General features: G+C 70.8%; 23 protein-coding genes and 3 pseudogenes. 14 read left to right on the plus strand and 12 right to left on the minus strand.

The genetic code is table 11. The annotated features are described in order from the left end of the window. The first annotated feature begins 4 nt into the window (after window positions 1-4). Complete coding sequence (locus tag Q8A52_RS11755) at window positions 5-352, plus strand: sodium:proton antiporter (RefSeq protein WP_316751038.1); 348 nt, start codon at window positions 5-7, stop codon at window positions 350-352. Next, window positions 352-2,118 (plus strand): complex I subunit 5 family protein, encoded by a 1,767-nt coding sequence (locus Q8A52_RS11760; RefSeq protein WP_316750825.1) that lies wholly within the window; start codon window positions 352-354, stop codon window positions 2,116-2,118. The genes Q8A52_RS11755 and Q8A52_RS11760 overlap by 1 nt, the downstream gene beginning before the upstream one ends. Here the strand turns inward: Q8A52_RS11760 and Q8A52_RS11765 are convergent, their stop codons facing one another. After that, window positions 2,119-2,781, minus strand: a complete 663-nt coding sequence (locus Q8A52_RS11765; protein WP_316750828.1) for a DUF4230 domain-containing protein — start codon at window positions 2,779-2,781, stop codon at window positions 2,119-2,121. A 210-nt stretch (window positions 2,782-2,991) separates the two neighbouring features. Here Q8A52_RS11765 and Q8A52_RS11770 point away from each other — a divergent pair, with 210 nt between their 5' ends. Both Q8A52_RS11770 and tuf read left to right on the plus strand, forming a co-directional pair. Beyond that, window positions 2,992-3,954 carry a ribose-phosphate diphosphokinase gene (locus Q8A52_RS11770; RefSeq protein WP_316750830.1) on the plus strand — a complete coding sequence of 321 codons (963 nt, stop codon included), beginning with the start codon at window positions 2,992-2,994 and terminating at the stop codon, window positions 3,952-3,954. A gap of 63 nt (window positions 3,955-4,017) precedes the next feature. Beyond that, window positions 4,018-5,211: an elongation factor Tu gene (gene tuf, locus Q8A52_RS11775; RefSeq protein ID WP_316750832.1), complete on the plus strand. Its 1,194-nt coding sequence runs from the start codon at window positions 4,018-4,020 to the stop codon at window positions 5,209-5,211. A 10-nt stretch (window positions 5,212-5,221) separates the two neighbouring features. Here the strand turns inward: tuf and Q8A52_RS11780 are convergent, their stop codons facing one another. Both Q8A52_RS11780 and Q8A52_RS11785 read right to left on the minus strand, forming a co-directional pair. Next, entirely contained in the window at window positions 5,222-5,602 is a 381-nt protein-coding gene (locus Q8A52_RS11780; RefSeq protein WP_316750834.1) for an anti-sigma factor antagonist, read from the minus strand. 243 nt (window positions 5,603-5,845) lie between these two features. Beyond that, window positions 5,846-6,019, minus strand: a pseudogene (locus Q8A52_RS11785) (zinc-binding dehydrogenase); the annotation flags it as partial. On the opposite strand from Q8A52_RS11785, the pseudogene Q8A52_RS11790 reads away from it, so the two are divergent. Beyond that, window positions 6,015-6,149: pseudogene (locus Q8A52_RS11790) on the plus strand (AraC family transcriptional regulator); the annotation flags it as partial. The pseudogenes Q8A52_RS11785 and Q8A52_RS11790 overlap by 5 nt on opposite strands. A 4-nt stretch (window positions 6,150-6,153) precedes the next feature. Here Q8A52_RS11790 and Q8A52_RS11795 read toward each other — a convergent pair. From Q8A52_RS11795 to Q8A52_RS11805, 3 genes are all read right to left on the minus strand, one after another. Further along, entirely contained in the window at window positions 6,154-6,717 is a 564-nt protein-coding gene (locus tag Q8A52_RS11795; protein WP_316750835.1) for a TetR/AcrR family transcriptional regulator, read from the minus strand. Then, window positions 6,714-7,076, minus strand: a complete 363-nt coding sequence (locus Q8A52_RS11800) for a DUF1304 domain-containing protein (RefSeq protein WP_316750837.1) — start codon at window positions 7,074-7,076, stop codon at window positions 6,714-6,716. Before Q8A52_RS11800 ends, Q8A52_RS11795 begins: the two co-directional genes overlap by 4 nt. A 64-nt stretch (window positions 7,077-7,140) precedes the next feature. Continuing rightward, window positions 7,141-8,229, minus strand: coding sequence for a helix-turn-helix domain-containing protein (locus tag Q8A52_RS11805; RefSeq protein ID WP_316750839.1), 1,089 nt, complete (start codon window positions 8,227-8,229; stop codon window positions 7,141-7,143). Between the two features lie 486 nt (window positions 8,230-8,715). Here Q8A52_RS11805 and Q8A52_RS11810 point away from each other — a divergent pair, with 486 nt between their 5' ends. From Q8A52_RS11810 to Q8A52_RS11830, 5 genes are read left to right on the plus strand one after another with little or no spacing between them, the layout of a single operon-like run. Beyond that, the gene (locus Q8A52_RS11810) at window positions 8,716-10,647 is read left to right on the plus strand and encodes a sensor histidine kinase (RefSeq protein WP_316750840.1); all 1,932 of its coding nucleotides are present in this window, start codon (window positions 8,716-8,718) and stop codon (window positions 10,645-10,647) included. A 5-nt stretch (window positions 10,648-10,652) separates the two neighbouring features. Beyond that, window positions 10,653-11,063 (plus strand): roadblock/LC7 domain-containing protein, encoded by a 411-nt coding sequence (locus Q8A52_RS11815; RefSeq protein ID WP_030043913.1) that lies wholly within the window; start codon window positions 10,653-10,655, stop codon window positions 11,061-11,063. Further along, window positions 11,060-11,431: a DUF742 domain-containing protein gene (locus Q8A52_RS11820; protein WP_316750842.1), complete on the plus strand. Its 372-nt coding sequence runs from the start codon at window positions 11,060-11,062 to the stop codon at window positions 11,429-11,431. The genes Q8A52_RS11815 and Q8A52_RS11820 overlap by 4 nt, the downstream gene beginning before the upstream one ends. Then, a complete protein-coding gene (locus tag Q8A52_RS11825; RefSeq protein ID WP_316750844.1) occupies window positions 11,412-12,017 on the plus strand; it encodes a GTP-binding protein in 606 nt (201 codons plus the stop codon). The genes Q8A52_RS11820 and Q8A52_RS11825 overlap by 20 nt, the downstream gene beginning before the upstream one ends. Further along, entirely contained in the window at window positions 12,014-13,261 is a 1,248-nt protein-coding gene (locus Q8A52_RS11830) for a cytochrome P450 (protein ID WP_316750846.1), read from the plus strand. Before Q8A52_RS11825 ends, Q8A52_RS11830 begins: the two co-directional genes overlap by 4 nt. Window positions 13,262-13,367: 106 nt before the next feature. On the opposite strand, the pseudogene Q8A52_RS49425 reads toward Q8A52_RS11830, so the two are convergent. The 4 genes and pseudogenes from Q8A52_RS49425 to Q8A52_RS11850 all read right to left on the minus strand — a co-directional run. Next, window positions 13,368-13,580, minus strand: a pseudogene (locus tag Q8A52_RS49425) (IS982 family transposase); the annotation flags it as partial. A gap of 72 nt (window positions 13,581-13,652) precedes the next feature. Next, on the minus strand, window positions 13,653-15,266 hold the full coding sequence (locus tag Q8A52_RS11840) for a hypothetical protein (protein WP_316750848.1): 1,614 nt from the start codon (window positions 15,264-15,266) through the stop codon (window positions 13,653-13,655). Between the two features lie 756 nt (window positions 15,267-16,022). Beyond that, window positions 16,023-17,654, minus strand: coding sequence for an amidohydrolase (locus Q8A52_RS11845; RefSeq protein ID WP_316750850.1), 1,632 nt, complete (start codon window positions 17,652-17,654; stop codon window positions 16,023-16,025). Window positions 17,655-17,672: 18 nt separating this feature from the next. After that, window positions 17,673-19,175 (minus strand): APC family permease, encoded by a 1,503-nt coding sequence (locus Q8A52_RS11850; protein ID WP_316750854.1) that lies wholly within the window; start codon window positions 19,173-19,175, stop codon window positions 17,673-17,675. A gap of 123 nt (window positions 19,176-19,298) precedes the next feature. On the opposite strand from Q8A52_RS11850, the gene Q8A52_RS11855 reads away from it, so the two are divergent. The 3 genes from Q8A52_RS11855 to Q8A52_RS11865 all read left to right on the plus strand — a co-directional run bounded on the left by Q8A52_RS11855 (window position 19,299) and on the right by Q8A52_RS11865 (window position 20,993). Continuing rightward, on the plus strand, window positions 19,299-20,018 hold the full coding sequence (locus Q8A52_RS11855) for a TetR/AcrR family transcriptional regulator (protein ID WP_316750856.1): 720 nt from the start codon (window positions 19,299-19,301) through the stop codon (window positions 20,016-20,018). Window positions 20,019-20,084: 66 nt separating this feature from the next. After that, window positions 20,085-20,549, plus strand: a complete 465-nt coding sequence (locus tag Q8A52_RS11860; RefSeq protein ID WP_316750858.1) for a pyridoxamine 5'-phosphate oxidase family protein — start codon at window positions 20,085-20,087, stop codon at window positions 20,547-20,549. 51 nt (window positions 20,550-20,600) lie between these two features. Beyond that, entirely contained in the window at window positions 20,601-20,993 is a 393-nt protein-coding gene (locus Q8A52_RS11865; RefSeq protein WP_316750860.1) for a VOC family protein, read from the plus strand. 12 nt (window positions 20,994-21,005) lie between these two features. On the opposite strand, the gene Q8A52_RS11870 is transcribed toward Q8A52_RS11865, so the two are convergent. Both Q8A52_RS11870 and Q8A52_RS11875 read right to left on the minus strand, forming a co-directional pair. Then, window positions 21,006-21,344, minus strand: a complete 339-nt coding sequence (locus Q8A52_RS11870; protein WP_316751039.1) for a DUF4235 domain-containing protein — start codon at window positions 21,342-21,344, stop codon at window positions 21,006-21,008. A gap of 35 nt (window positions 21,345-21,379) precedes the next feature. Further along, complete coding sequence (locus Q8A52_RS11875) at window positions 21,380-22,393, minus strand: glutathione S-transferase family protein (RefSeq protein ID WP_316750862.1); 1,014 nt, start codon at window positions 22,391-22,393, stop codon at window positions 21,380-21,382. 52 nt (window positions 22,394-22,445) lie between these two features. Between Q8A52_RS11875 and Q8A52_RS11880 the strand changes: the two genes are divergently transcribed. Further along, window positions 22,446-23,507 carry a cation diffusion facilitator family transporter gene (locus tag Q8A52_RS11880; protein WP_408649193.1) on the plus strand — a complete coding sequence of 354 codons (1,062 nt, stop codon included), beginning with the start codon at window positions 22,446-22,448 and terminating at the stop codon, window positions 23,505-23,507. Window positions 23,508-23,528 lie beyond the last annotated feature (21 nt).

The raw sequence follows: 23,528 nt of genomic DNA on the forward strand, positions 1-23,528 counted from the left end.
CGTACTGCACGTCCTTCCGTACCTGGTCGCCGTCTGGATCTTCCTGACCGGCTGCTACGGTCTTGCGACCAGCCGCAATCTGATCCACGCGGTCGGCTGTCTGGCCGTGTGCCAGTCCGCCACGTATGTGCTGCTGCTGTCCGTGGGCTACCGCGCCGGCGGCACCGCGCCGGTCTTCTCCGACATCGAGCCCGGCTCACGGCCGGTGGTCGACCCGGTCGTGCAGGCCCTGGCCCTCACCGATGTCGTCGTCGGCGCCACCGTCACCGCGCTGCTGCTCGCCCTCGTCCTGCAGATCTCCAAGCGGCACGGCACCGTCGACCCCGATGAACTCTCGGAGCTGCGTGGCTGATGCACCATCTGCTCCCGCTGCTCGTCGCCCTTCCGCTGCTCGGCGCCGCCCTGCTCATCGCTGCCGGCCGCAGGCTGCCCCGGGTCGCCGCCGAGAGCGTCGGCTGCGCCGTCTCCGGCGGCACGGCCGGCCTCGCGCTCGTGCTCCTCCTCAACTCCTCGCCCCCGCTGGTCGAATGGGCCGGAGGCTGGGTGCCCGTGGACGGCGAGAGCGTCGGGATCGTGCTCGTCGGGGACGGGGCGGGGCTCGGCATGGCCGCGCTCGCCTCCGTGCTGACGCTGGCGGCCCTGGCGTACTCCTGGCGCTACTTCGACGAGCCGCCGCGCCGCCACGCGGGCTCGTTCCCCGCCCTGATGCTGGTCTTCCAGGCCGGCATGTGCGGGTTCGCGATCGCCGGCGACCTCTTCAACGCGTTCGTGTTCTTCGAGCTGATGAGCGTCGTCGCCTACGCGCTGACCGGCTACCGGATCGACGAGGCGCGGGCCGTGCAGGGCGCGCTGACCTTCGGGGTGGTCAACTCGCTCGGCGCGTACGCGATTCTGCTGGGAATCGCCCTGCTCTACGCCCGCACCGGCGAGCTCGCCATGACGAAGATCGGGCGCGGCCTCGACGGCGCGGCCGCGCCCGGCGGGCCCGACGCCCTCGTCCTCGCGAGCTTTGTCCTCGTCCTGACCGGACTGCTGATCAAGGGCGCCGCCGTTCCCTTCCACTTCTGGCTCCCGGACGCGCACGCCGTCGCGCCCACGCCGGTGTGCATGCTGATGTCCGGCGTCATGGTCGAGCTCGGCGCATACGGCGTCTGGCGGGTGTACGGCACCGTCTTCGCCGGACCCGGCGGCATCCCGCCCGCCGACCTGGAGCGGACCCTGGTCGTGCTCGGCGTGCTGACCGCGACCGTGGGCGCCGTGATGTGCTGGTACCAGCGTCACATCAAACGGCTGCTGGCCTACTCGACGGTCGCGCACACGGGACTGTTCCTCGTCGCCATCGGCGTCCTCACCCCCGAGGCCGACGACGGGGCCGCGCTGTACCTCGTCGGGCACGCCGGGGTGAAGGCCGCGCTGTTCGCCTGCGCGGGCATCCTCCTCGACCGTTACGGCAGCGTCGACGAGCACGAGCTGCACGGCAGGGCCCGCCGACTGCGCACGGTCGGCGTGCTGTTCGCCGTCGGCGCTCTCGGGCTCGCCGGGCTGCCGCCGTTCGGCACCGCCCTGGGCAAGGCCGTCACCGAGGAGGCCGTGGGCGGTCCGCTCACCGTGCTGTTCATCGCCGCGTCCGCGGTGACCGGGGGAGCGGTACTCCGGGTCGGCGCCCGGGTGTTCCTGGGCCTCGGGCCGAAACCCAGGACGGACTCGGCGTACGAGACCACCGGCTCCGGTGAACAGCCCGAGACCCGGCGCCGGCTGTCCCGCGTTCCCGACACCATGACCGTGGTACCGGCGCTGCTGCTCGCCGGGTCGCTGGCCGTCGGAGTGGCCCCCGGCTTCGGCGAAGCCGTGGGACACGCCGTGAACGAGGCCGGGTCCGGGGGAGCGGTCACCTCCGTGCACTGGACGGTGACGGGGGTCCTGCTCGGGCTGGTCTCGTCCGTCCTCGCGGTGGCGCTCGCGGCCGTGGCCGTCACCCGCCCCGAGCTGCTCGCCCCCGACGGGGCACGCCGGCTGCGGCGCCTGGCGTCGGGGCACGTCGGCGACTACGTGGCCTGGGTCCTGGTGGGCGCCACGCTGATCGGCGCCCTGGCGCTGCCCGGTGTGCTGGGTGCCTGATCAGGACCCGTACGACACATGCACCTCCTTGAAGCCCAGGGAACCCAGCAGACCCTGGAGCATGCCGGTGGTGTTCGTCTCGGCCCGCGTGGTCAGCCCGCTGCCGGTGGCGGCCTCGCCGATGTGGCGTACGGCGAGCCGCTGCACGGCGTGCTCGCTGTTGGGGTTGTCCGAGAAGAGATCGCCGAGCCGGTCGATCAGGCCGCGCTGCTTGGACACGGTGTAGGAGTGGTCGGCGTCGAGAGCCGGCTTGCCGAGCCGTGCATGCGGCAACCGGAGGGTGGCGGAGGTGCGGTCGCCGTTGACCGACACGTCCTTCTCGCCGACCTTGCCGAGGTCGACATACGCGTCCACGGTGCCCGCCCCGACGTACAGGGTGCGGGTGCCGCGGATCGCGGACGGCAGATACTTGGCGTCCTTCTCCAGATCCACGACGACCTGGAAGTTGCCGGAGGCGGCGTCGTAACGGCTGATGTCCTGGATCGACTTGAGGAGCGCGGGGCCGGACCGGTCGTGCGTCTCGGTGCCGAAGAGGTCCTTGAGGCCGGGGAGCACGGCCAGCCTGATCCCCGCGAACAGCACCGCGAGCACCAGGACGAACGCGGTCACCAGCTTCGCCCACAGGGGCATGCGTGCCGGCAGGGCCTTGATGGACGTCGTCATGTCGACGGCCCTCCTTCCTACCGTCCGCATGCCCGCCAAAGCCATTGCCAGGCCGGTGCGTTGGCCGATTGGCACCCCTGAAGCAGGCGCGCCGGGCGCACGGGGGTGGCCGGCCTGCCTTCCCGGCCACATGACATCGTGCCCCGGCGAGCGCCGACGGCGTCAGTAGCATGAGCCCGCAGCCAGTAATGATCATGCGAGGAGCGGATCGTGCGTGACATCGCCGTCTTCAGTGGCAGTGCCCATCCCGAGCTGGCACAGGAGGTCTGTGCGCACCTCGGGGTGCCGCTCAGCCCCACCCGGGTCAGCCGGTTCGCCAACGACTGTCTAGAGGTGCAGCTTCAGGCCAACTGCCGGGAGCGGGACGTCTTCATCGTCCAGCCGCTGGTCAAGCCTGTGCAGGAGCACCTGGTCGAGCTGCTGATGATGTGCGACGCGGCCCGGGGCGCCTCCGCGGGCCGCATCACGGTCGTCATGCCGCACTACTCCTACGCCCGCTCCGACAAGAAGGAGGCGCCCCGCATCTCCCTCGGAGGCCGGCTGGTCGCCGACCTCATGGTCGCGGCGGGCGCGAGCCGGGTCCTGGCCATGACACTGCACTCGCCGCAGGTGCACGGCTTCTTCTCGGTGCCCGTCGACCACCTCCACGCGCTGCGTGAACTCGCCGCGCACTTCAGGCAGTACGACCTCTCGCGCACCACCGTGGTCTCGCCGGACCTGGGTAACGCCAAGGAGGCCGCCGCGTTCGCCCGGCTGATCGGCGCCCAAGTCGCGGCCGGTGCCAAACAGCGGTTCGCGGACGACCGGGTGAGCATCAGCTCCGTGATCGGCGAGGTGGCCGGGCGGGATGTCATCGTGCTGGACGACGAGATCGCCAAGGGCAGCACGGTGATCGAACTCCTGGGGCGGCTCCGGGAGTCGGAGCCGCGCTCGATCCGGGTGGCCTGCACCCACGGGCTGTTCGCGGCGGGCGCCCTCAAGCGGCTGACCGAGCAGCCGGACGTGCTGGAGATCGTGTGCACCAACACCGTGCCGTTGCCGGTGGAGGAGCACCAGGAGCACAAGGCCAAACTGCGCGTCCTGTCCATCGCCCCGGCGCTCGCGGAGGCCGTGCGCCGGATTCACAACGGTGAGTCCGTAAGCGCCCTGTTCGACGCGCCCCGGAGCGAATAGACATAAAGACGAGAGGCAGCGGAGCCGCGCTTGACATCACCCACCTGACCAGGAGGGCCGGCAGTGGCGAAGGCGAAGTTCGAGCGGACCAAACCGCACGTCAACATCGGCACCATCGGTCATATCGACCATGGCAAGACGACCCTCACGGCAGCCATCACGAAGGTGCTGCACGACAGGTACCCGGAGCTCAACCCCTTCACGCCGTTCGACCAGATCGACAAGGCGCCCGAGGAGCGGCAGCGGGGCATCACCATCTCGATCGCGCACGTCGAGTACCAGACCGAGCGCCGGCACTACGCGCACGTCGACTGCCCGGGCCACGCGGACTACATCAAGAACATGATCACCGGTGCCGCGCAGATGGACGGCGCGATTCTCGTCGTCGCGGCCACCGACGGGCCGATGCCGCAGACCAAGGAGCATGTGCTGCTGGCCCGGCAGGTGGGCGTGCCCTACATCGTCGTCGCGCTCAACAAGACGGACATGGTGGACGACGAGGAGATCCTGGAGCTCGTCGAGCTGGAGGTGCGCGAGCTGCTCACCGAGTACGAGTTCCCCGGCGACGACGTGCCGGTGGTGAGGGTCTCCGCGCTCAGGGCCCTGGAGGGCGACCCGCAGTGGGCCGCCTCGGTGCTCGAACTCCTCGACGCCGTCGACGAGTTCGTGCCCGAGCCGCAGCGCGACGTGGACAAACCGTTTCTGATGCCGATCGAGGACGTCTTCACCATCACCGGCCGCGGCACGGTCGTCACCGGCCGGATCGAGCGCGGCACGCTGAGGGTCAACAGCGAGGTCGAGATCATCGGCATCCACCAGCAGAAGACGAGGACGACGGTCACCGGCGTCGAGATGTTCCGCAAACTGCTCGACGAGGGCCGGGCCGGGGAGAACGTCGGACTGCTGCTGCGGGGCGTCAAGCGGGAGGAGGTCGAGCGCGGCCAGGTCGTCATCAGGCCGGGGTCGGTCACGCCGCACACGGTGTTCGAGGCGCGGGCGTACATCCTGTCCAAGGACGAGGGGGGCCGGCACACCCCGTTCTTCGAGAACTACCGCCCCCAGTTCTACTTCCGCACCACCGATGTGACCGGTGTGGTGACCCTGCCCAAGGGCACCGAGATGGTGATGCCGGGCGACAACACGACCATGCACGTCGAGCTGATCCAGCCGATCGCGATGGAAGAAGGCCTGAAGTTCGCCATCCGGGAGGGCGGGCGGACGGTGGGCGCCGGTCAGGTCACCAGGATCATCACGTAGGCGGGCACGGTCACAACGAGCCGGACGTGGCCTCGGGCTGGCCCAGGGCCGCGTCCAGCGTCGGCTGGGGGGGCAGGAGACGCGACAGTCCGGTGAGCCGGAAGACGCGCAGGGTCAGCGGGTGGGTGCAGACCAGCTGCAGCTGCCCGTCCCGGTCGAGCACCCGGCGCCGGGCCCGGTACAGCAGGCGCAGCCCCGAGCAGTCGAAGAATTCGATGTGCCGCAGGTCGAACACGATCCGGGCACCGGTACGATCCGTCACCCGGTCCAGGTGCGGAGCGATCTCCGTGGCCGCCGCGATGTCGATCTCGCCGCGGAACTCCAGCACCGTGTGACCGCGGTCCTGGTGGATGTGCAGATGCCGGGACAGCGGTGCCGGGTCCTGTCGCACGGCCGAACCACCTCCCACCCGCGCCCGGAAAACTGTTCCCCGCCCAGCAAGTTACCCTCGATAGAGGGAATTTGAGCATGTTCGATTGACATATGTCTTCGAGTTTGGCGCATGTCTGCCGGTGGCGCGGGTGACAGGGCTACGACGGCGCGTGTCCGACGTCGGTGACGAGCCGGGGTTTCGACGCGCTCGCCGCCCGCGGGCAAGGCGGTCAAGCCCGTACTCACCCTCTGAGCGTCCGAGTCACTCCGCCAGCAGGACCAGCTTCCCCGTGGTCCGGCCGGTGCCGCCCAGTTCGTGCGCCCTGGCGGCGTCGGCCGGCGGGACCGTCCCGGCGATCGTGGCGCGCGGCCTGCCCGCCTCGGCCAGTTCCGCGATCGCCAGCATCCCGGCCCGGTCGGCGTCGACGAGCGCCCGCGCCCGGCATCTGCTGGAGTCCAGCGACCTGTCCGTGGACCGCATCGCGGGCGAGGTCGGCTTCGCGACGGGCGCCTCCCTGCGCCAGCATCTGCACGCGGCGACGCAGGGCGGGCCGGCCTGCAGGTGACCCGTCACCGGCTCATGTGCAGCGCCACCAGCAACTGCCAGACCTGGTCGGCCACTTCGTCCGAGGTGGCCGAAAGGAGCCCGTGCAGCCAGTCGGCGAGCACCCCGGCGAAGGTGGCGGCCACGGCCGAGGCGACCAGCGGGGCGTCCGCGGCACCCGCCAGCTCCCGTTCGGCCAGGCTGCGGGCCCGCAGGTCCCGGTGCAGGACCCGGCCGAGCGGCCCGCCGCCGCCCGGCGCGAGCAGGGTCCGGTACAGAGTTGCGTGCGGGGCGAGGCCCGCGAAGAACTCCCGCAGCGCGGGCGGGGCATGTACCGGATCGGGGCGGCCGCGCCAGGCGTGCAGCGCGTCGACCGCGTCCCGTACGACATCCGCGCAGGCGTCGACCGCCAGCGCCTCCAGGCCGTCGTAGTGCACATAGAAGGTGGCCCGGCCGACCTCGGCCCGGCGTGCCAGCGCGGCCACGCCCACCTCCTCCAGGGGCCGCTCGGCGCACTCCTCGAGCAGGGCCGCGCGCAGCCTCGCCCGGGTGCGCGCGGTCCGCGGGTCCTCGGGTGCGGGCCTGGTCACTGCGCGAGGAGGACGGCGGTCAGGGCGAGCGCGCCGGGCAGCGCCTGGGCGAACAGGATGCGGCGGTTGGCCGTGAGTGCGCCGAACACGCCCGCGACGACCACGCACGACAGGAAGAACACCTGCACCCGGAAGCCGGTCGGATCGGCGGCGATCAGTCCCCACACCAGGCCGGCCGCCAGGAAGCCGTTGTAGAGCCCCTGGTTGGCGGCGAGCGGCGCGGTGGCCCGGGCCATCTCCGGGTCGAAGCCGTGCAGCCCCCGGCCCGGCTTCCGCTGCCACAGGAACATCTCCAGCACCAGGATGTACGCGTGCAGCGCGGCCACCAGGCCGACCAGCACGTTCGCCACGATTTCCATGATCAGCAGACTCCTCAGGCCACTTGGACAGGTGTCCAATATAGCTGGACAGGTGTCCAGGAAATCACCCCGGGGTGCCCGCCCCGGTTCCGCCGCCCCTGCGGAGCTCCCGGGCTCGCAGGGCCAGTTGCATCTCGAAGCGGGCCTCCGGGTCGTGCAGCAGGCCGCCGAACAGCTCGTCCAGCTGCCGCATCCGGTAGCGCACGGTCTGCGGGTGCACGGCCAGCCGTGCGGCGACCTCGGGCACGCCCCGGCCGGACCGGAGCCAGCTCAGCAGGGTCTCCGCCAGTCGCTCGCGCTGCGGCGGACGCACCTGCGCCAGCGGGCGCAGCCGGCGCTCGGCCATCGCGTCCAGCAACGCGTCGTCGCGCAGCAGCAGAAGCGTGGACAGATGGTCCTGGCAGCGCACGATCCCAAAGTCCGCCTCGGGACCCGCGAGCAGACCCCGGCGCACCAGGTCCAGTGCCTCGGCCGCCCAGCGCAGCGACCGCGCTCCTTCCTGGAGAGCGACCGTCGGCCCCATCGCCGCCCGCAGTCCGTTCAGCGCCCCGGCCACCGCCCGCGCCCGGCCCGGCCCCTCCGGGTCGGGCACGACCAGCAGGGCAGGCTGCCCGTCGAACCGGGCCAGGAACTCCGGCGGCACGATGGGCTCGGCCCCCGACCACTGCCCGTGGTCGACCGCCACCACCGCCACCGCTCGCGGCACCGCCCAGCGTGCGGCGTGCGCGAGATCCGCGATCGCCTCGGCCGAGGCCGGGGGATCGGCGGTGAGCAGATCGACCAGCCGTGCCCGCCGCTGCTGGAGCTCACCGGCCGCGTGCAGGCGCGCCTCGGTGTAGCCCGCCGTCGTCGCGGCCGCCATCTCGTCCAGGTGCAGAAACAGCGCCTCGCCGAAGGCACCCAGCACGTGGCGGGGCAGCAGACCCTCGTCGACCAGTGCGTTCACCCGGCGCCAGGTCACCCGTGCGCCCAGGCGCAGCGCCGACTGGAACGAGTCGAGGCTGCGCCCCTCCTCGGCCTCACCGCGGCCGATGCGCTGGTAAGTCGCCTTCACCGGCTCCCAGTCGGTGTCCGGTTTTGCCATCCGCTCCAGGAATCCCTGCAGCGCATGGTCCACACCGAGGTGCACGCCCTGCATATAGGTGTCGTCCATCGGGCGTGCGTACTCCGGGATCTCCGTTCTGATCGCCCGGACGACCTCCTCGGTGATATCGGCGAAAAACGGTCTCAGTCGGTCGGGAAGACCTGGCGGCAACGCCTTGAACGGGCCGCGAGTGTCGACTATCCCCGCTGCGGCTCTCTTCGGCACGTCTGTGACGATACCGGCGAGTAACCCGTGGGGGCTCATCAATGGAGGACAGTTGTCCGGGCGCGAGTTGTCCCGCGGTGACAAGCGGAGTGTCAGTAAGTTCCCTGATCTGTAAGGGTGTTTGTCGATTTGGGGTTCCTGCCGGAGAGTGACGGAACCCTCACGTCCGCGACTGCCCGAGGTTGATCCTTAGGGGTTCAAACCCGATAAGCTCCAGACCGGCACTGCGAGTTGACGGCACCTTTGATGGGTCGACCCGTAGTGCGTACTCATGAGTGCGGCCTTTGCACACCCCCCCCGTTTCGATCGTGTTGCTTTCGAAGGATGCAGATGGAACTCGCCACTCCGCCACCGGCGGCGCGGGCCCCTGTCGCCTGGTACAGCTGGTGGCTGATGCCACTGGCCTTAGGAGGCGGGACGGTTGCCGCCACGTTCATGAGCTCCGAGCGAATAACCGCCGCCGTCGCCGGTGCCGCCGCGACCGTGGCGAGCTCGGTCTGTGTACGGCTCCTGATCCGCTCGCAGAAGCAGTTGCGCCGCGTCGAAGGCAGCTTCCGCTCGTCGCAGGCCGAGCACTCCCAGCAGTGGCAGCAGCATGTCGCCACCCTGGAACGGAAGTTCAGCTCCGAGCGCGCGTCTCTCGAGGCCCAGCTGACCGAGCAGGCGGCCGTCTACGAGGCCCAGCTCGGTGAGCACACCGCGGTCTACGAGGCTCAACTCGGGGACAACGCAAGGGCGTACGAGGAGCGGCTGGCCGACCAGGCCAAGTCCTACGAAGTGCAGCTCACCGACCGGGCCGAGGTGTGGCAGGAGCAGGCCGTCCGCCAGCGGACCGCCGTCGCCCGGCTCGCCGACGAGCAGCTGCCCGAAGCCCTGAAGCGACTGCGCGCCGGTGACGCCGTCGACGACCTGCTGCCCGCGCCGGACCGGTCCGCGAAGCTCGACGCGGAGCTCCAGGCGGACCTCCGCAGGATTCTGCGGACCTCCCTGATCGGTGTCGAGGAGGAGTTCAACCGCTCGACCTCCGCCCAGCAGGCCGTGATCAGCATCGGCAACCGTATCCACGTCCTGACCAGCAAGCTCCGTGGCCGGCTGCACGAGATGCAGGGCGAGCACGGCCGGCTGCCCGCGGTGGCCAGGGGCCTGATGGAACTCGACCAGGAGCTCGGCCCCGCCGACTCGCTCGCCGCGAGCATCGGCGTGCTGGGCGGCTCGGACCGGCCGGGACGGCAGTGGCAGGAGCCGCAGCGACTGCTGAGCGTGGTCCGCGGCGGCATCGGCCGGATCAAGGACTTCCATCGTGTCCAGGTACGGCATCTGCCCGAACTCGGCGTCGACGGCGGCCTGGTGGACCACCTCACGCTGATCTTCTCCCACCTCCTGGACAACGCGGCCCGCTATTCGCCGCCCACCGAGCCGGTGCTCGTCTCCGGCAAGGAGGTGCCCAACGGCGTCGGCATCGAGATCCAGGACTCCGGCAAGGGCCTGAGCGAGGAGAAGAAGCGCGAGGCCGAGCACTCCCTCGCGGGCACGGCGGCGGGTCCCGGACTCGGCGGCATCTCGGAGGACGCGAACATCGGCCTGCGCGTCGTCGGCATCCTCGCCCGCCGCTACGGCATCCGGGTCACCTTCGCGGACTCGCCCTGGCTCGGTACCTCGGTGGTCGTCGTGGTCCCGCACAAGTACTTCAGCCCCCTCCCGGCGGCCACCCCGGCGACCGCGCCCGCCACCCCGGCCGCCCCGGCGACGGCGGCGCTCGCGCCGCACGGCCCGGAGCCCGACGAATCCGTGGAGGCCGGCAGCACCGGACCGGTGGACACCACACCGGGCGGACTGCCCCGGCGCAGGAGCAGGCGACGTGAGGCGGAGGAGGCTCGGTCACCCCAGCCGGCCGGCCGCGCAGACGGCACCAAGGTCGCCCCGGTGCCCCCGGACGAGTCCTTCGCCGGCCTGGCCGCCTTCGCCACGGCCGGACGCGAGTCGGCCGGGTCGGAGACGGCGCCCGCGGACCGGTCCTCCATGGAGTTCGGGATTCCGGTCGCTGTCGGGCATGAGTCCGCTGAGGAGGACACCCTCGGCCTGCGCCGGGAGTCCGCCGCACCCGGAACGGACGAAGGCCGCGCGCACGGCCGGGCAGCCGAGCCGGTGGAGACAGCCGCGGCCCATGACCGTGCCTCGGGCCCGGGACCCGAATCCGCCGTGGCACCCGCGCCGTTCGACGGCCGCGAGTCCACCGAGCACCGAATTGAAGAGAGCGACTAGTCCACATGACGCAACAGGGAACCGACGTGAGCTGGGCGCTCCGCGATCTGGTGGAGAGCATCCCGGAGATCCGCTTCGCCCTCGTGGCCTCCAGCGACGGCAAGGCCATCACCTCCTTTGGCGCCGAAGACCCCGACGACGTGGACCGCTTCGCGGCCGTGGTGGCCGGCCTGCAGGCCCTGGCCCAGCCGGTCGCCGAACAGTTCCCCAAATACGCGGGCCAGTTGCGGCTCGCGATGATCGAGGTCGACGGGGGTCATCTGTTCGTCGTGCGGGCGGGTGTCGAGACGTATCTCGGCGTCCTGGCCCGTGAAGGACTCGACCAGGGCCTGCTGGGACACCAGATGAGGGACTTGGCCCGCAGGATGGGTGAGCTCCTCGGCACCACTCCGCGCCTGGAGGAGCACTCTGGATGAGTGCTCCCCGCCGGCCCACAGACCCGTCCGGCCTCGAGCGCTACTACGTCCTCACCGGGGGACGCAGCAAACCGGGCGGGTCGGCGTCGAGCCTCGACGTCGCGACCCTCATCGTCTCCCGCACCGCGCCCTCACCGGGGATGCAGCACGAGCACGAGGAGATAGTCCGGCGCTGCCGCGATCCGCTGTCGGTGGCCGAGCTCGGCGCCCATCTCGGATTGCCCTTCAACATTCTCGCGGTGCTGCTTGCAGATCTGCTCGAGGCAGGCCGCGTCGAAGCCCGTGACCCCATCCCGGCGCACGACGCCGGTCGCGGGCCCGACCTCGCGCTCCTTGAGGAGGTACTCAGTGGACTTCAAAGGCTTTGACCATCCCGGCCGGCCGGCGGCCGGGGGCACCCGCTCGGTGAAGGTGATGATCGCCGGCGGCTTCGGCACAGGAAAGACCACCATGGTCCGCTCGGTCAGTGACATCAAGCCGCTGACCACCGAGGAGACCCTCACCCAGGCCAGCGCAGGCGTCGACCACCTCATCGGCGTCGCGGACAAGACGGAGACCACCGTAAGCCTGGACTTCGGCAAGATCGGCATCAACGACGAGCTGGTGCTCTACCTGTTCGGCACCCCGGGCCAGGAGCGGTTCTGGTTCCTGTGGAACGGCCTGTTCAAGGGCGCGCTCGGCGCGATCGTCCTGGTGGACACCCGCCGTCTGGCCTCCAGCTTCCGGGCGATAGAGGAGATGGAGCGGCAGGACGTCCCCTTCGTCATCGCCCTGAACGTCTTCCCCGACTCCAAGCACCACCCGATCGAAGAGATCCGGGACGCTCTGGACATCCCCCCGCACACGCCGATCGTGGCCTGCGACGCCCGCGACCGGGCCTCCAGCCGTGACGTACTGATTGCCCTGATAAGTCATTTGAAGGAACGCTCCGCCGTCGCACTGGAGCCCCGATGAACGACCAGAACCTCGACAGTCCCGACGCCCCTCGCGGTTGCCCGGTCGCACACGGTTCGGCCGAACCGGCCCGGCTGTACGGGCCCGAGGCGGCGACCGACCCGCTCGGCATCTACGAACGGCTGCGCAAGGAGCACGGCTCCGTCGCGCCGGTGCTGCTGGAGGGCGACATCCCCGCCTGGCTGGTGCTGGGCTACCGGGACAGCAGGCGGGTGCTCGACAACCCCCGCCAGTTCGCCCGGGACGCGCGGATCTGGCGGGACTGGCGGGAGGGCCGGATCGCGGAAAACTCTCCGCTGGTTCCGATGCTCGGCTGGCGCCCCGACTGCGTGTCCCAAGACGGCGAGGCGCACCGCAGGCTGCGCGGCGCCGTCAACGATGTGCTGCAGGCCGCCGCCGGCCGCGGTATCCGGCGCCACGCCACGCACTTCGCCAACAAGCAGATCGACGCGTTCGCGGACAGCGGTCGCGCAGATCTGGTGGCGGACTACGCCGACTACCTGCCGATGCTCGTGATGAGCCGCATTCTGGGGCTTGCCGAGGCGGAGGGGCGTCGGCTGGTCGAGTCCTGCGCCCAGGTGCTCAAGGGCGGCGAGGACGCCGTAATGCACGACGGCATGATCAGGGAGATCTTCGGTGAACTCGCCGAGCGCAGGCGGTCCGAACCCGGCTCCGACCTCGCCACCGGCCTGCTGGAGCATCACGCGGCTCTCGACCACGACGAGGTCGTCCACCACCTGCGCGTGGTGCTGATCGCCGCGCACGTGACGACCAACCTGCTGGCCCGGGTACTGCGGCTGGTCCTGACCGACGCCTCCCGGCTGTCCGGGCTGATCAGCGGTCAGCTGAACATCTCGGCGGTGGTGGAGGAGGTCATGTGGAACTCTCCGCCGCTGGCCGTCCTGCCGGGGCGCTTCGCCGCCAGCGATGTCGAACTGGGGGGGCACCGCATCGAGGAGGGCGACCTGCTCGTTCTCGGTCTCGCCCCGGGCAACCTCGACCCCGAGGTCCGGCCCGACCCGGGTGTCTCGGTGCACGGCAACCAGGCGCACCTGGCGTTCGGTGCGGGCCCTCACGAGTGCCCCGGGCAGAGCATCGGGCAGTCCATGATCGAGGTTGCGGTGGACGTCCTGCTGCACCGGCTGCCGGGCCTGCGGCTGGCCCTGCCGGCGGATGAGCTCACCTCGACCGCCTCCACCTGGGAGTCCCGCCTGGACAGGCTGCCGGTCGAGTTCCCGGTGTGAGCACGCTGCTGCCCGGTCGAAAACCGACCGGGCAGCGCGCACTCGTGGTTGCCGTTGCTCCAGTGCTGGATGGTCTCCACACCCATCCGCACCCGGTCCCGCTCGTCAGGACGCGGACGGCGGATCCGGCAGGGCCCCTGCCGCCGTGTCGTTCCAGGTCGAGCCGGCCCTTGAAGGTCCGGTTGACCGATTCGAACGTCCGTCGGAGCGGCTTGGACAGGTGCGATCCGGCCCGTTCGGGTTCCCCCTTGCGGGCCGGCCGCAGCAAGACCAGCTCACGGCCGGTGAGGTCGTGCTCGAACTCGTGGCCGAAGTAGTGATCACGGTCCGAGGTCGATGGTGAGGGTGGCCCCACCACCATCTCCCGGGTTTCTGGAACAGGATTGAGGCGTCAGCCGTCGAGCCAGTCGCCTGCGAGGGCCGTGGGACGGTATCCCATGGCGTTCCAGAGGAAATGCGGGTGGGCGCAGCCGTACATGTAGGCGAGGATCGCGGTGTCTTCCCTCCCGGTTCGAGGGTCGTACAGGGTGTAGAACCTTTCAGACCCGACTGCGCCGGCGTCTTGTTGGACATCACGAGCGCGGGCCGGGGACGGTGCGGCGCTGGATGCCTCCACGGCGGCGATGTAGGTGCGGCGCAGGATCTCCCATGTGCTGTCGGTGTTGCCGTACCAGGGGCCGTGCAGTGCTTCGAAGGCATGGAGCTCGGCGTCGAAGAGGGGCCATGTCCGGGGGTATTGGGCTCGGCAGCGTGCGGACAGCTCGGCGGTCCGGGTGCTCAGCGCTGGTGCGGTGGGCCGCGGGGTGATGGTGAGGGTGGTGCCGTGGGTGAGGATGCCGGTGCATGCGTTGGGCTGCAGATCGCAAAGCGGGCACGCCTCGGCCGGGGGGAGGCCCTGGGTGATGCCGTCGAACCACAGGGCGTGGCGGCCCGTGAGCCCCAACCAGGCGACGGTGCTGGTCATCAGCCAGGTGTTCCACATCGGGGTATGCGCCTCGGGCATGCAGCCGTACTTGACGAGGGCGATGGCGCAGGCAGCGTAGAGGGCCTTGGTATGGGTGGGCATGTCGGCGAGCCAGAAGTTGCTGATCTCGCCGGTGAGGGCGTCGGCTCGTACGTCGGTCATGTCGTCGATGACGCGGCACAGCAGTAGGGAGGCGAGGTGTTCTTCCTGCCAGAGTTCGGTGTCGGGTGAGACGTGCCAGAACAGGCAGTCCAGCATCTGCAGGAGTGGGTAGGTGCTCTGGCCGAGCGGGTTGGTCTGGGGGAGCGTGACGCTGCCCGCGTGGTGCTGTTGGAGCCAGTACTCGTCGACGGATCGCTTATGGGCTGCGTAGAGTCCGCAGACCAGGGCCCGTGCGCTGTTGGTGCTGAAACTCTCGGCCAAGCGGCCTTCGACGAGTTGGGTGACGCGCGTAGTGTCGATGGTGTCGATCACGCGTTTGTATTCATGGAAGAGGAGGATGTCGTCTTCGAAGCGGTGGCGGAGGCCAAGGTCTCGTTCAAGGTCGTTCATCTGCCGGACCAAGGACCAGCCACCGGTCAGGACGCTGTCGAGTTCCTCGCGGTATGGCCAGGTCTTGACGGTGAGGGGACGCCCGGCGCTCTGCCGCCAGCGGTAGTCACCCAGTGTGCGTGCGGGGGGCGTGGGCAGACGACGGCACAGAGGGCAGGCGCAGTCGGTTATTCGCTCCTCCTCGAGCGGCGGGGTGAGTGCCCGGCTCCTCCAGGCCCCTTCCAGCATCGTGCAGGTCAGTCGGCAGACCTCGACATCGGTGCTGACTTGGGGGAAGGCTGCTTCGATCATGCGCAGGCTGGTGTCGAGGTGCCTCAACCTGGCGTAGCCCTCCTCGTCGGGCGGGAGGAACGCGGGCGACGCCAGATGGAAGGCTCCCTCCACATGCAGTGTGGTGCTGGAGTCGGGGGATCCGAGTGCGTCCAGCCGCTCCTGAGCGGCGTTCTGGCAGCTTCGGTACTGGTCCGTGCTCCCCTTGATGTGTTTCACCAAGAGGCGGGCCAGGGTGCTACCCGCCTCCGCGGGCTGGAGCTGAGCGCTTGGCTGCGCCGGGAGCAAGCTGTCGGCGGACGCCTCCGGACCAGCATCTACGACTCGAGATTTCACACCGGTTTCCCTTCAACCTTTGGTCCTGGCAACGGAATCGATCGGCCGTGGTTGTCGGCCGGCGTGTCCGAGAATCTTCTGTACCTACCGCGACGGCCTCGCCGAGCAGCCGGACTCACGCGACCGGCTGCGGCTCCTGCTGCGAACGACCGCGAGGGGTACGACTGCTGCGTTGACGGCCCAGGACGATGGGGCAGAGCGCCCGCGGCCTGCTGCTCGCGGGGCGCAGCGGGGTGACGATGAGCTCAAGCGCCACCTCGGCCATGTCGTCGGCCGAGGTGTGTGGGCAGGTGCGGGCGGTGGCCTGCGGCAGATCCCATGACGTGTACTCCTCGAACCCCGGCCTGGCCGCGGACCAGGCCCAGGTCCCGGATCCAGCACAGATGGCGCTCCTGGACGTACTCCAGATGTCTGCTGACAGTGATGTCGAAGGGGAGGCCGAACGTGACGTCCTGAGGCATGCGCTTCCTTTCGGGAGACGGAACGCAGAGCCCCCACCCCTGCGAACGGGCGACCCCGCTGGGCCGCCCGCGCACTCGAACTGAGCCTCGTGGTACGAAAGTTGACCGAGAAGCGATACGAGACTGCCCAAAGCGTAAATGATCTATACCGGGTGCTGGCCGTGACGTGTGTTACTGCTCACGCCTCATGAGTCGCGTACACTCGCGCGCCCCCCACATAGGTCAGCGCCACCTTCGTCTCCGCGATCGCCTCCGGCGGCCCCGCGAACGGGTCGCGGTCCAGGACGACCAGGTCGGCCAGCGCACCGGCGCTCACCTCGCCGGCGTCGTCCAGGTGGTTCACATACGCCGTGCCCGCCGTGTACGCCGCGAGGGCCTGCGTCAGTCCGAGACGCTCACCCGGCAGGAACACCGGCCCCGCTTCACCCGGCTCCACACGGTTGACCGCGACATGGATGCCCTGCAGCGGATCGGGGCTGCTCACCGGCCAGTCGCTGCCCGCCGCCAGCCTCGCCCCGGAGCGCAGCAGCGCCCCGAACGGGTACTGCCACGCGGCCCGTTCGGGACCGAGGAAGGGGATCGTCAGCTCGTCCATCTGCGGCTCGTGAGCGGCCCACAGCGGCTGGATGTTGGCGGTGGCGCCGAGCCGGGCGAAGCGCGGCACGTCGTCGGGGTGAACGACCTGGAGGTGCGCCAGATGCGGCCGGGTGTCGCTCGGCCCGTTCGCCGACCGCGCCGCCTCGATCGCGTCCAGCGCGTCGCGTACGGCCCGGTCGCCCAGCGCATGGAAGTGGCACTGGAAGCCGAGGGCATCCAATTCGGTCACGTACTTGGGAAGTTGCGCCGGGTCGATGAAGCTCTTGCCCCGATTGGCGGTGGCGCAGCCGCACTTGTCCAGATACGGGTCGAGCAGCGCGGCCGTGCCGTTCTCGGCGACCCCGTCCAGCATCAGCTTCACACTGCCCGCACGGAACCGGCCGTGGCTCGACGCGGCCCGTCGCTCCACGAGTTCGGGAATCTGCTCGGCCCCGCGCTCCCGGTCCCACCACAGGGCGCCGACCACCCGTGCGGTGAGCGAACCGTCCCTGGCCGCCGTCAGATACGCGTCGGACGGATCGTCCATGCCGAGGAAGTCCCCGACGAGGGCGTCCTGCCAGGCCGTGATGCCGAGCGTGTGCAGATGGCGCTGGGCGTGCAGCAGGGCCGCCAACCGGTCGGCCGCGGTGGCCGGCGGGGCGAGACGCCCCACGAGCTGCATCGCACCCTCCTGGAGCGTGCCGCTCGGCTCGCCGGAGGCGTCCCGCTCGATCCGCCCGTCGGCCGGGTCGGGCGTGTCCCGGTCGATGCCGGCCAGCTCCAGGGCGCGGCTGTTGACCCAGGCGCCGTGGTGGTCGCGGTTGGGCAGATAGACCGGCCGGTCGGGGACGGCCGCGTCCAGCAGCTCCTTCGTCGGGGTACCGCCCTCGAAGGCCTCCATCGACCAGCCGCCGCCGAGGATCCACTCCCGCTCGGGATGGGTGGCGGCGTACACCCGGATGGCGGCCAGGGTCTCCGCGGCGGTCCTCGTCGCGGTCAGGTCGCACTGGGTGAGTTCGAGTCCGGCCGGCACGGGGTGGACGTGCGCGTCCTGGAAGCCGGGCAGCAGCAGCCGTCCGGCCAGGTCCACCACCTCGGTCCGGGGCCCGGCGAGTTCGCGCACCTCGTCGCGTCCGACGGCGGTGATCCGGTCACCGGTGACGGCCACGGCGGTCGCCGTGCGGCCCTCGGGGGTGAGGACGGGGCCGCCGGTGAAGAGGAGATCAGCGTGCATGTTCTCTTTCCTTGGAGGTCAGTTGGGGGTAGCGAGCAGCTGCGGCGCGTCGGCGTCCGTGCCCTCGCCGGTGCGGAAGTACGGGGAGCGGCGCACCCACTTGGCATACGCGGCGGCGAGGAATCCGGACGCGATCATCGCCAGTGGCATGAGCAGCAGGAACCAGCCGTTGTCCGCGCGGAGTTGGAGGTGGTCGGCGGAGGTGTAGAAGGACCAGCCCAGGTAGCCGCCGAGGCCCAGGAGCGCGGCGGCGCTCAGGCCGGGCAGCACCACCGCCCGCACGCCCTGCCAGAGGTCGGTGCGCAGCAGGGAGCGGAAGCGTACGGCGGCGGCGAGCGCGGTGAGCGCGTAGGAGAGAGCGACGACGATGCCGACGGCGTTCACGGTCGCCAGGATCATGTCGGCGAGCCGCGGGATCACCAGGGCGAGCGCGGCCACCGCGGTGGCGATCGCCCCGATCAGCAGCGTGCCGGCCGCCGGTGTCCCGTACCGGGAGCTGATCCTGGACCACACCGGGCCGACGGTACGGTCCCGGCTCATCGCGAACATGCCGCGCGCCGTGGGAATCACCCCGGCCTGCAGCGAGGCCACGGCCGAGAACATCAGGGCCACCAGCGGCAGCGCGGCCAGCGGCTGCGCGGCCAGCCGGTCGCCGAAGTACGCCAGGCCCTCGGCGCCGTGTCCGGCCAGCTCCTGCTCGGACAGCACCCGCTGGAAGGCGACCGAGCCGAGCAGGAACAGCGCCAGCATCGTCACCAGGGTGATCGTGCCGGCGCGGGAGGCGTCCCGTGGGTCGCGGACCTCCTCGTTGACGCTGAACGCGACCTCGAAGCCCCAGTAGCAGAACACCGACAGCAGCATCCCCTGCGCGAGCGCCGACGCCGAGGGGATGGCGAAGGGGTCGAACCAGGAGAGGCTGAAGTCGTGCGGACCGGCGACGATGCCGTAGCCGCAGAACCCGAGCAGCACGACGTACTCGAAGACCAGCAGGCCGGTCTGCAGCCGCGCCGCGGTGCGGATGCCGGTCACGGCGGTCAGCGTGACGGCGATCAGGATCCCGATGCCCACCGCTGTCGACTGCGCGGTCGACCCCGGGTCCAGCGCGAGCCCGGCCAGCCGGTGCAGCCCGGCCTCGCCGGCCAACTGCAGGATCGCCGACCCGGTGACCGCCGTGGTGTACGCGAGGAACGCGATCGACGCCGAGAGGTTCACCCAGCCCACCATGAAACCGAGCCACGGGTTGAGCGAACGTCCCACCCACACGTACCCGTTGCCGGCGTTGGGCTCCACCTTGTTCAGCCGGGAGAAGGCGCCCGCGATGCCGAGGATCGGCAGGAACGCCAGCAGCATGATGGCCGGCAGATGCAGCCCGACCACCGCGGCCGTGACCCCGAGGCCGATGCCGATGCTGGTGGTCGCGGCCGTGCTGGACGCGGCGACGGCGACACCGTCGAGGACTCCGAGGGACTTGCGCAGCTCCTGCCGCTGGGGCGGGTCGGCGCCGTAGGGCGTTTCGGTCATGGCCAGCTCTCCGCTCGCACCGGGGGGCCTGGTCGGCCCCGGTGACCGCACATGAAACTGTCCTGTACTTCACAGGTCAACGCCGTTGTCATAAGGTGTCCGCACACCCCAGGGAGGGCTTCCATGAGCGAACGCGTCGTTCCGCCCGCCGCCCGCCGACGCAGACGCCCCACCAAACAGGGCGTGGTCCTGTCCGAGAAGCTGATCGTCGAGACGGCCCTCCGCCTGATCGAGGAGCACGGAGCCGACGCCCTCTCCGTCCGCCGCCTCGGGCGGGCCCTGGGCGCCGACCCCAGCAGCCTGTACCGCTACTTCCGGCACACCGACGATCTGATGCTCGCCATCGCCGACGAGCTCATCGGCCGCACGATGAGCATCTGGCGGCCCACCGGCGACTGGCGCGCCGACCTGCGCGACCTGGGCCTGCGCATGCACGCGGGAGCACTCGCGCACCCGCGGGCCGCGGTGCTCAGCTCCTACCGGGTGACCGGCCGCGTACACGAGATCCAGGCCGTGGAGACCGCCCTCGGCGTGCTGCGCGACGCCGGCTTCCCCGACGCCGAGGCGGTACGGATCTACCACGCCTTCGTCGACCAGGCCCTGGCCTTCGGCGCCCTGGACTCCGCCAATGTGTCCCTGCCGAGGCCCGCCCGGGAGGCCGAGGCGGAGATCTGGCGGGCGACGTATGCCCGGCTGCCGGCCGACACCCACCCGCACATCGCCGCCACCGCCCGCCACCTCGTGGCCTCGATGCGGGGCAGCGCCTACCCGGCCGCCCTGGACCTGCTGCTGACCGCGGCGGCAACCCGGCTGTCCGAAATCAGGGCGGCAGCGGACGGGTGACGGTCACACTGGTCCGTGTTCGATCGTCAGCCCCATGAGATCCGTCCACGAGGAGGCCGTACGACGATGACCCCGCCGCCCGCACGCACCGCCGAACAGCGCATGCAGGACACGCTCCACCGGCTGGAGCACGACGAGGACCTCTGGGTCGCCACCGCGTCCGTCGACGGGGGAACGCCGTATCTCGTCCCGCTGTCCTTCGTGTGGGACGGCACCACCTTGCTCATCGCCACCCCGGCCGCCAGTCCCACCGGCCGCAACCTGACGGCGACCGGCACCGCGCGGCTCGGAGTCGGACCGACCCGGGACGTGGTCATGATCGAGGGCGACGCCGAGCCGCTGAGCCCCGACGAACTGCCCGGGGAGGAGGCCGACCGGTTCGCCGCGAAGACCGGCTTCGATCCGCGCCGGCTCACCACCCGCTACTGGTACTTCAGGATCCGCCCGACGCGGGTGCAGGCCTGGCGCGAGGCCAATGAGCTGGACGGGCGTGAGCTGATGCGTGACGGGAAGTGGCTGGTGGGCGACTGAACCGGGCGGCCGGGGATATCCGCAGGGGAGGACATTCCCAGGGAGGAAGCAATGCCTTTGGTGACCGCGGCCGTGGTGGTGCTCGACTGCGCCGAGCCCGAGAAACTCGCCGAGTTCTACAAGGAGTTGCTGGAGGGCGAGGAGACGGCCGTGTCGGCCAACCTCGTGGAGATCCGGGGCGCCGACGGGGTCCGCCTGGCGTTCCGCCGCGACGTCAACGCGACCCCGCCGAGCTGGCCGCGCCCCGAGAACTCGCTCCAGGCCCATCTGCACTTCGTGGTCGACGACCTGGACGCGGCCGAGCGCCGGGTCGTCGGGCTCGGTGGCCGGCCGCTGGACACCAAGGACGCGTTGGGGCCCCACGAGGAACGTGGCTGCTCCGACCCGGCCGGCCACCCCTTCACACTGCGCCTCGTGCCCACCAGGGCACCCAAGCGGGGCTGAGGCGGCGGGGGTTCAGTCCCGGCCGCCCTTGTCGGCGGTCGGCCACACCCCCGTCGAGCGCTCGATGGCCTTGGCGCCGGTGCGGTCCACGGCGCTGCGCACCACGGCGAAGATGGCGCCCTGGACCGCCGCGGCCAGCAGGATCTCGCCCCAGCCGCGGTCCCGGTCCAGCGCGTCGGGCGCGTCCTCCTCGTGCCGTATCGCCATCCAGGTCTTGCGGAAGGCGAGCCCGGCCAGCGCCCCGCCGGCCCAGCTGAGCACGAAGCCGACGGGCTTGTAGGCGAGGGGGAGCTTTCTCTTCTTGCCGGCCACCGGTGTCTCCTTCTTCGTCTTCGTCGTCGTCATCGTCATCGTCATCGTCGTCAGGGTCTGCGCTCGGGCGGTGATCAGGGCCGCCCCGGAAGGGGCACCTCCTCGGCGGGAGGCACCGGTCCGGGCGGTGTTCCGTCGCCGAACGGCCGGCCGCCGAGCCGCTCGCGGTGATGCGGGGCGAGCCAGCCGGAGAGATCCGGTCCGAGGGGCACGATCCGGGTCGGGTTGATGCCGTTGTGGACCTGGTAGTAGTGGCGTTTGATGTGGTCGAAGTCGACGGTGTCACCGAATCCGGGCGTCTGGTAGAGGTCGCGGGCGTACGCCCACAGCACCGGATTCTCCGTCAGCTTCCAGCGGTTGCACTTGAAGTGGCCGTGGTAGACGGCGTCGAACCGGACCAGCGTGGTGAACAGCCGGATGTCCGCCTCCGTGACCGTGTCGCCGACGAGATAGCGCTGCCGGGCCAGCCGGTCGGTGAGCAGCTCCAGCCGCCGGAACACCGCGGCGCACGCGACCGCGTACTCCTCCTGGGTGGTCGCGAACCCCGCCCGGTACACACCGTTGTTGACGTCCTGGTAGACCTCCGCCATCACCTCGTCGATCCGCTCGCGCAGCGCCGCCGGGTAGAGATCGGGCGCCCCCGGCCGGTGCAGTGCCGTCCACTCGGTGGCGAGGTCGAGGGTGATCTGCTGGTAGTCGTTGGTGACCAGTCTCCCGCTGGGCACGTCCACGATCGCGGGCACGCTCACCCCGCCCGGGTGGCCGGATTCCCGCCGGTCGTAGGCCTCGCTGAGGAAGCGGATGCCGAGGACGGGGTCGCGGCCGTCCGGGTCGAGGGTGAAGCGCCAGCTGCGGTCGTCCTGGATCGGGTCGGCGATCGCCATCGACAGCGCGTCCTCCAGGCCGAGCAGCCGCCGCGAGATCACGGCCCGGCTCGCCCACGGACAGGCGCGGCTGACCACCAGCCGGTAACGCCCGGCGGCCACCGGCCAGCCGTCCTCGCCGTCCGCCGTGATCCGGTCCGTGAAGTGACTCTTGGACCGGGTGAAGGGCCGGTGCCCGTAGGCGGGGTTGCCCTCACCGCTCATGCTTCCTCCTCGTGACAGATGCCGTGATGACCGCGTTCCCCGATTTCCGGCTCTGGCACGGTGTGAGCGACGCCGGCCGGGGCAGTCGGCGAAGGTGAGCGGGACACCTTCGGAACGGAACCAGGCACCGGGTCGTGCGGGCGCGCCGGACGGGAGCGGTCACCATCAGGCCGATTCCAGGACCCGCGTCACCGTGCTGATCGCGCTCGCGGCCAATCTCGTCATCGCCGTGGCCAAGGCCGTCGGTGGCTTCCTCGCCGCGTCGCCCGCGCTGCTGTCGGAGGCCGCGCACTCGGTCGCGGACAGCATGAACGAGGTCTTCCTGCTGGCGGCGCTGCGCCGCAGCAGACGTCCGGCCGACGAGCGGCACCCCTTCGGCTACGGCAAGGAGCGGTTCTTCTGGTCGCTCCTCGCGGCAGTCGGGATCTTCGTCATGGGTGGCTGCTTCTCCTTCTTCCAGGGCTTCGAGGCCCTCCGCAACGGCACGGAGGAGAAGTTCAGCGGCTATGTGGCGGGCCTCGTGGTGCTCGGCGTCGCGCTGGTCGCCGAGGGGGCCTCGCTGCTGCGGGCGCTGCACCAGGTCCACCGGCAGGGCGGTGGCCTCGCCAGGCTGCGCGACCCGGCCCTGCGCACCGTCGTGGCCGAGGACGCCACCGCGGTGCTCGGCGTACTGCTCGCGACGGCCGGCATGGCACTCCACATGGTCACCGGGCAGGTCGTCTGGGAGGCCTCGGCCTCGCTCGGCATCGGACTGCTGCTCGTCTACGTCGCCTACCGCCTGGGACGGGACGCGCGCGACCAGCTCATCGGGGAGGCCGTCGACCCTGAGCTGAGCGCCCGGATCCGAGGGCTGCTGGAGGAACAGCCGGAGATCGACAGCGTGGAGGCCCTGTTCACCATGAAGACGGGGCTCGACTCCGCCCTGGTGGCGGCCCGGGTCGACCTGGTGCCCGGCGTGGACAGCGAGCAGGTCGAGGAGGCGGCCGTACGGATCAAGCGCTCCATCGGCCGTGAGGTCCCCGAGGCCGACCGGATCTTTCTCGACGTGACCGACCGTCCGGCGGGCGAGGCATACGGAAGCCCCGCCGCGACGGGGGAACGCGGCGGGGCCTGACGCACGGGTGCCCAGGGCGGA

The organism is Streptomyces herbicida (genome assembly GCF_032656585.1).
GTDB lineage: Bacteria > Actinomycetota > Actinomycetes > Streptomycetales > Streptomycetaceae > Streptomyces > Streptomyces herbicida.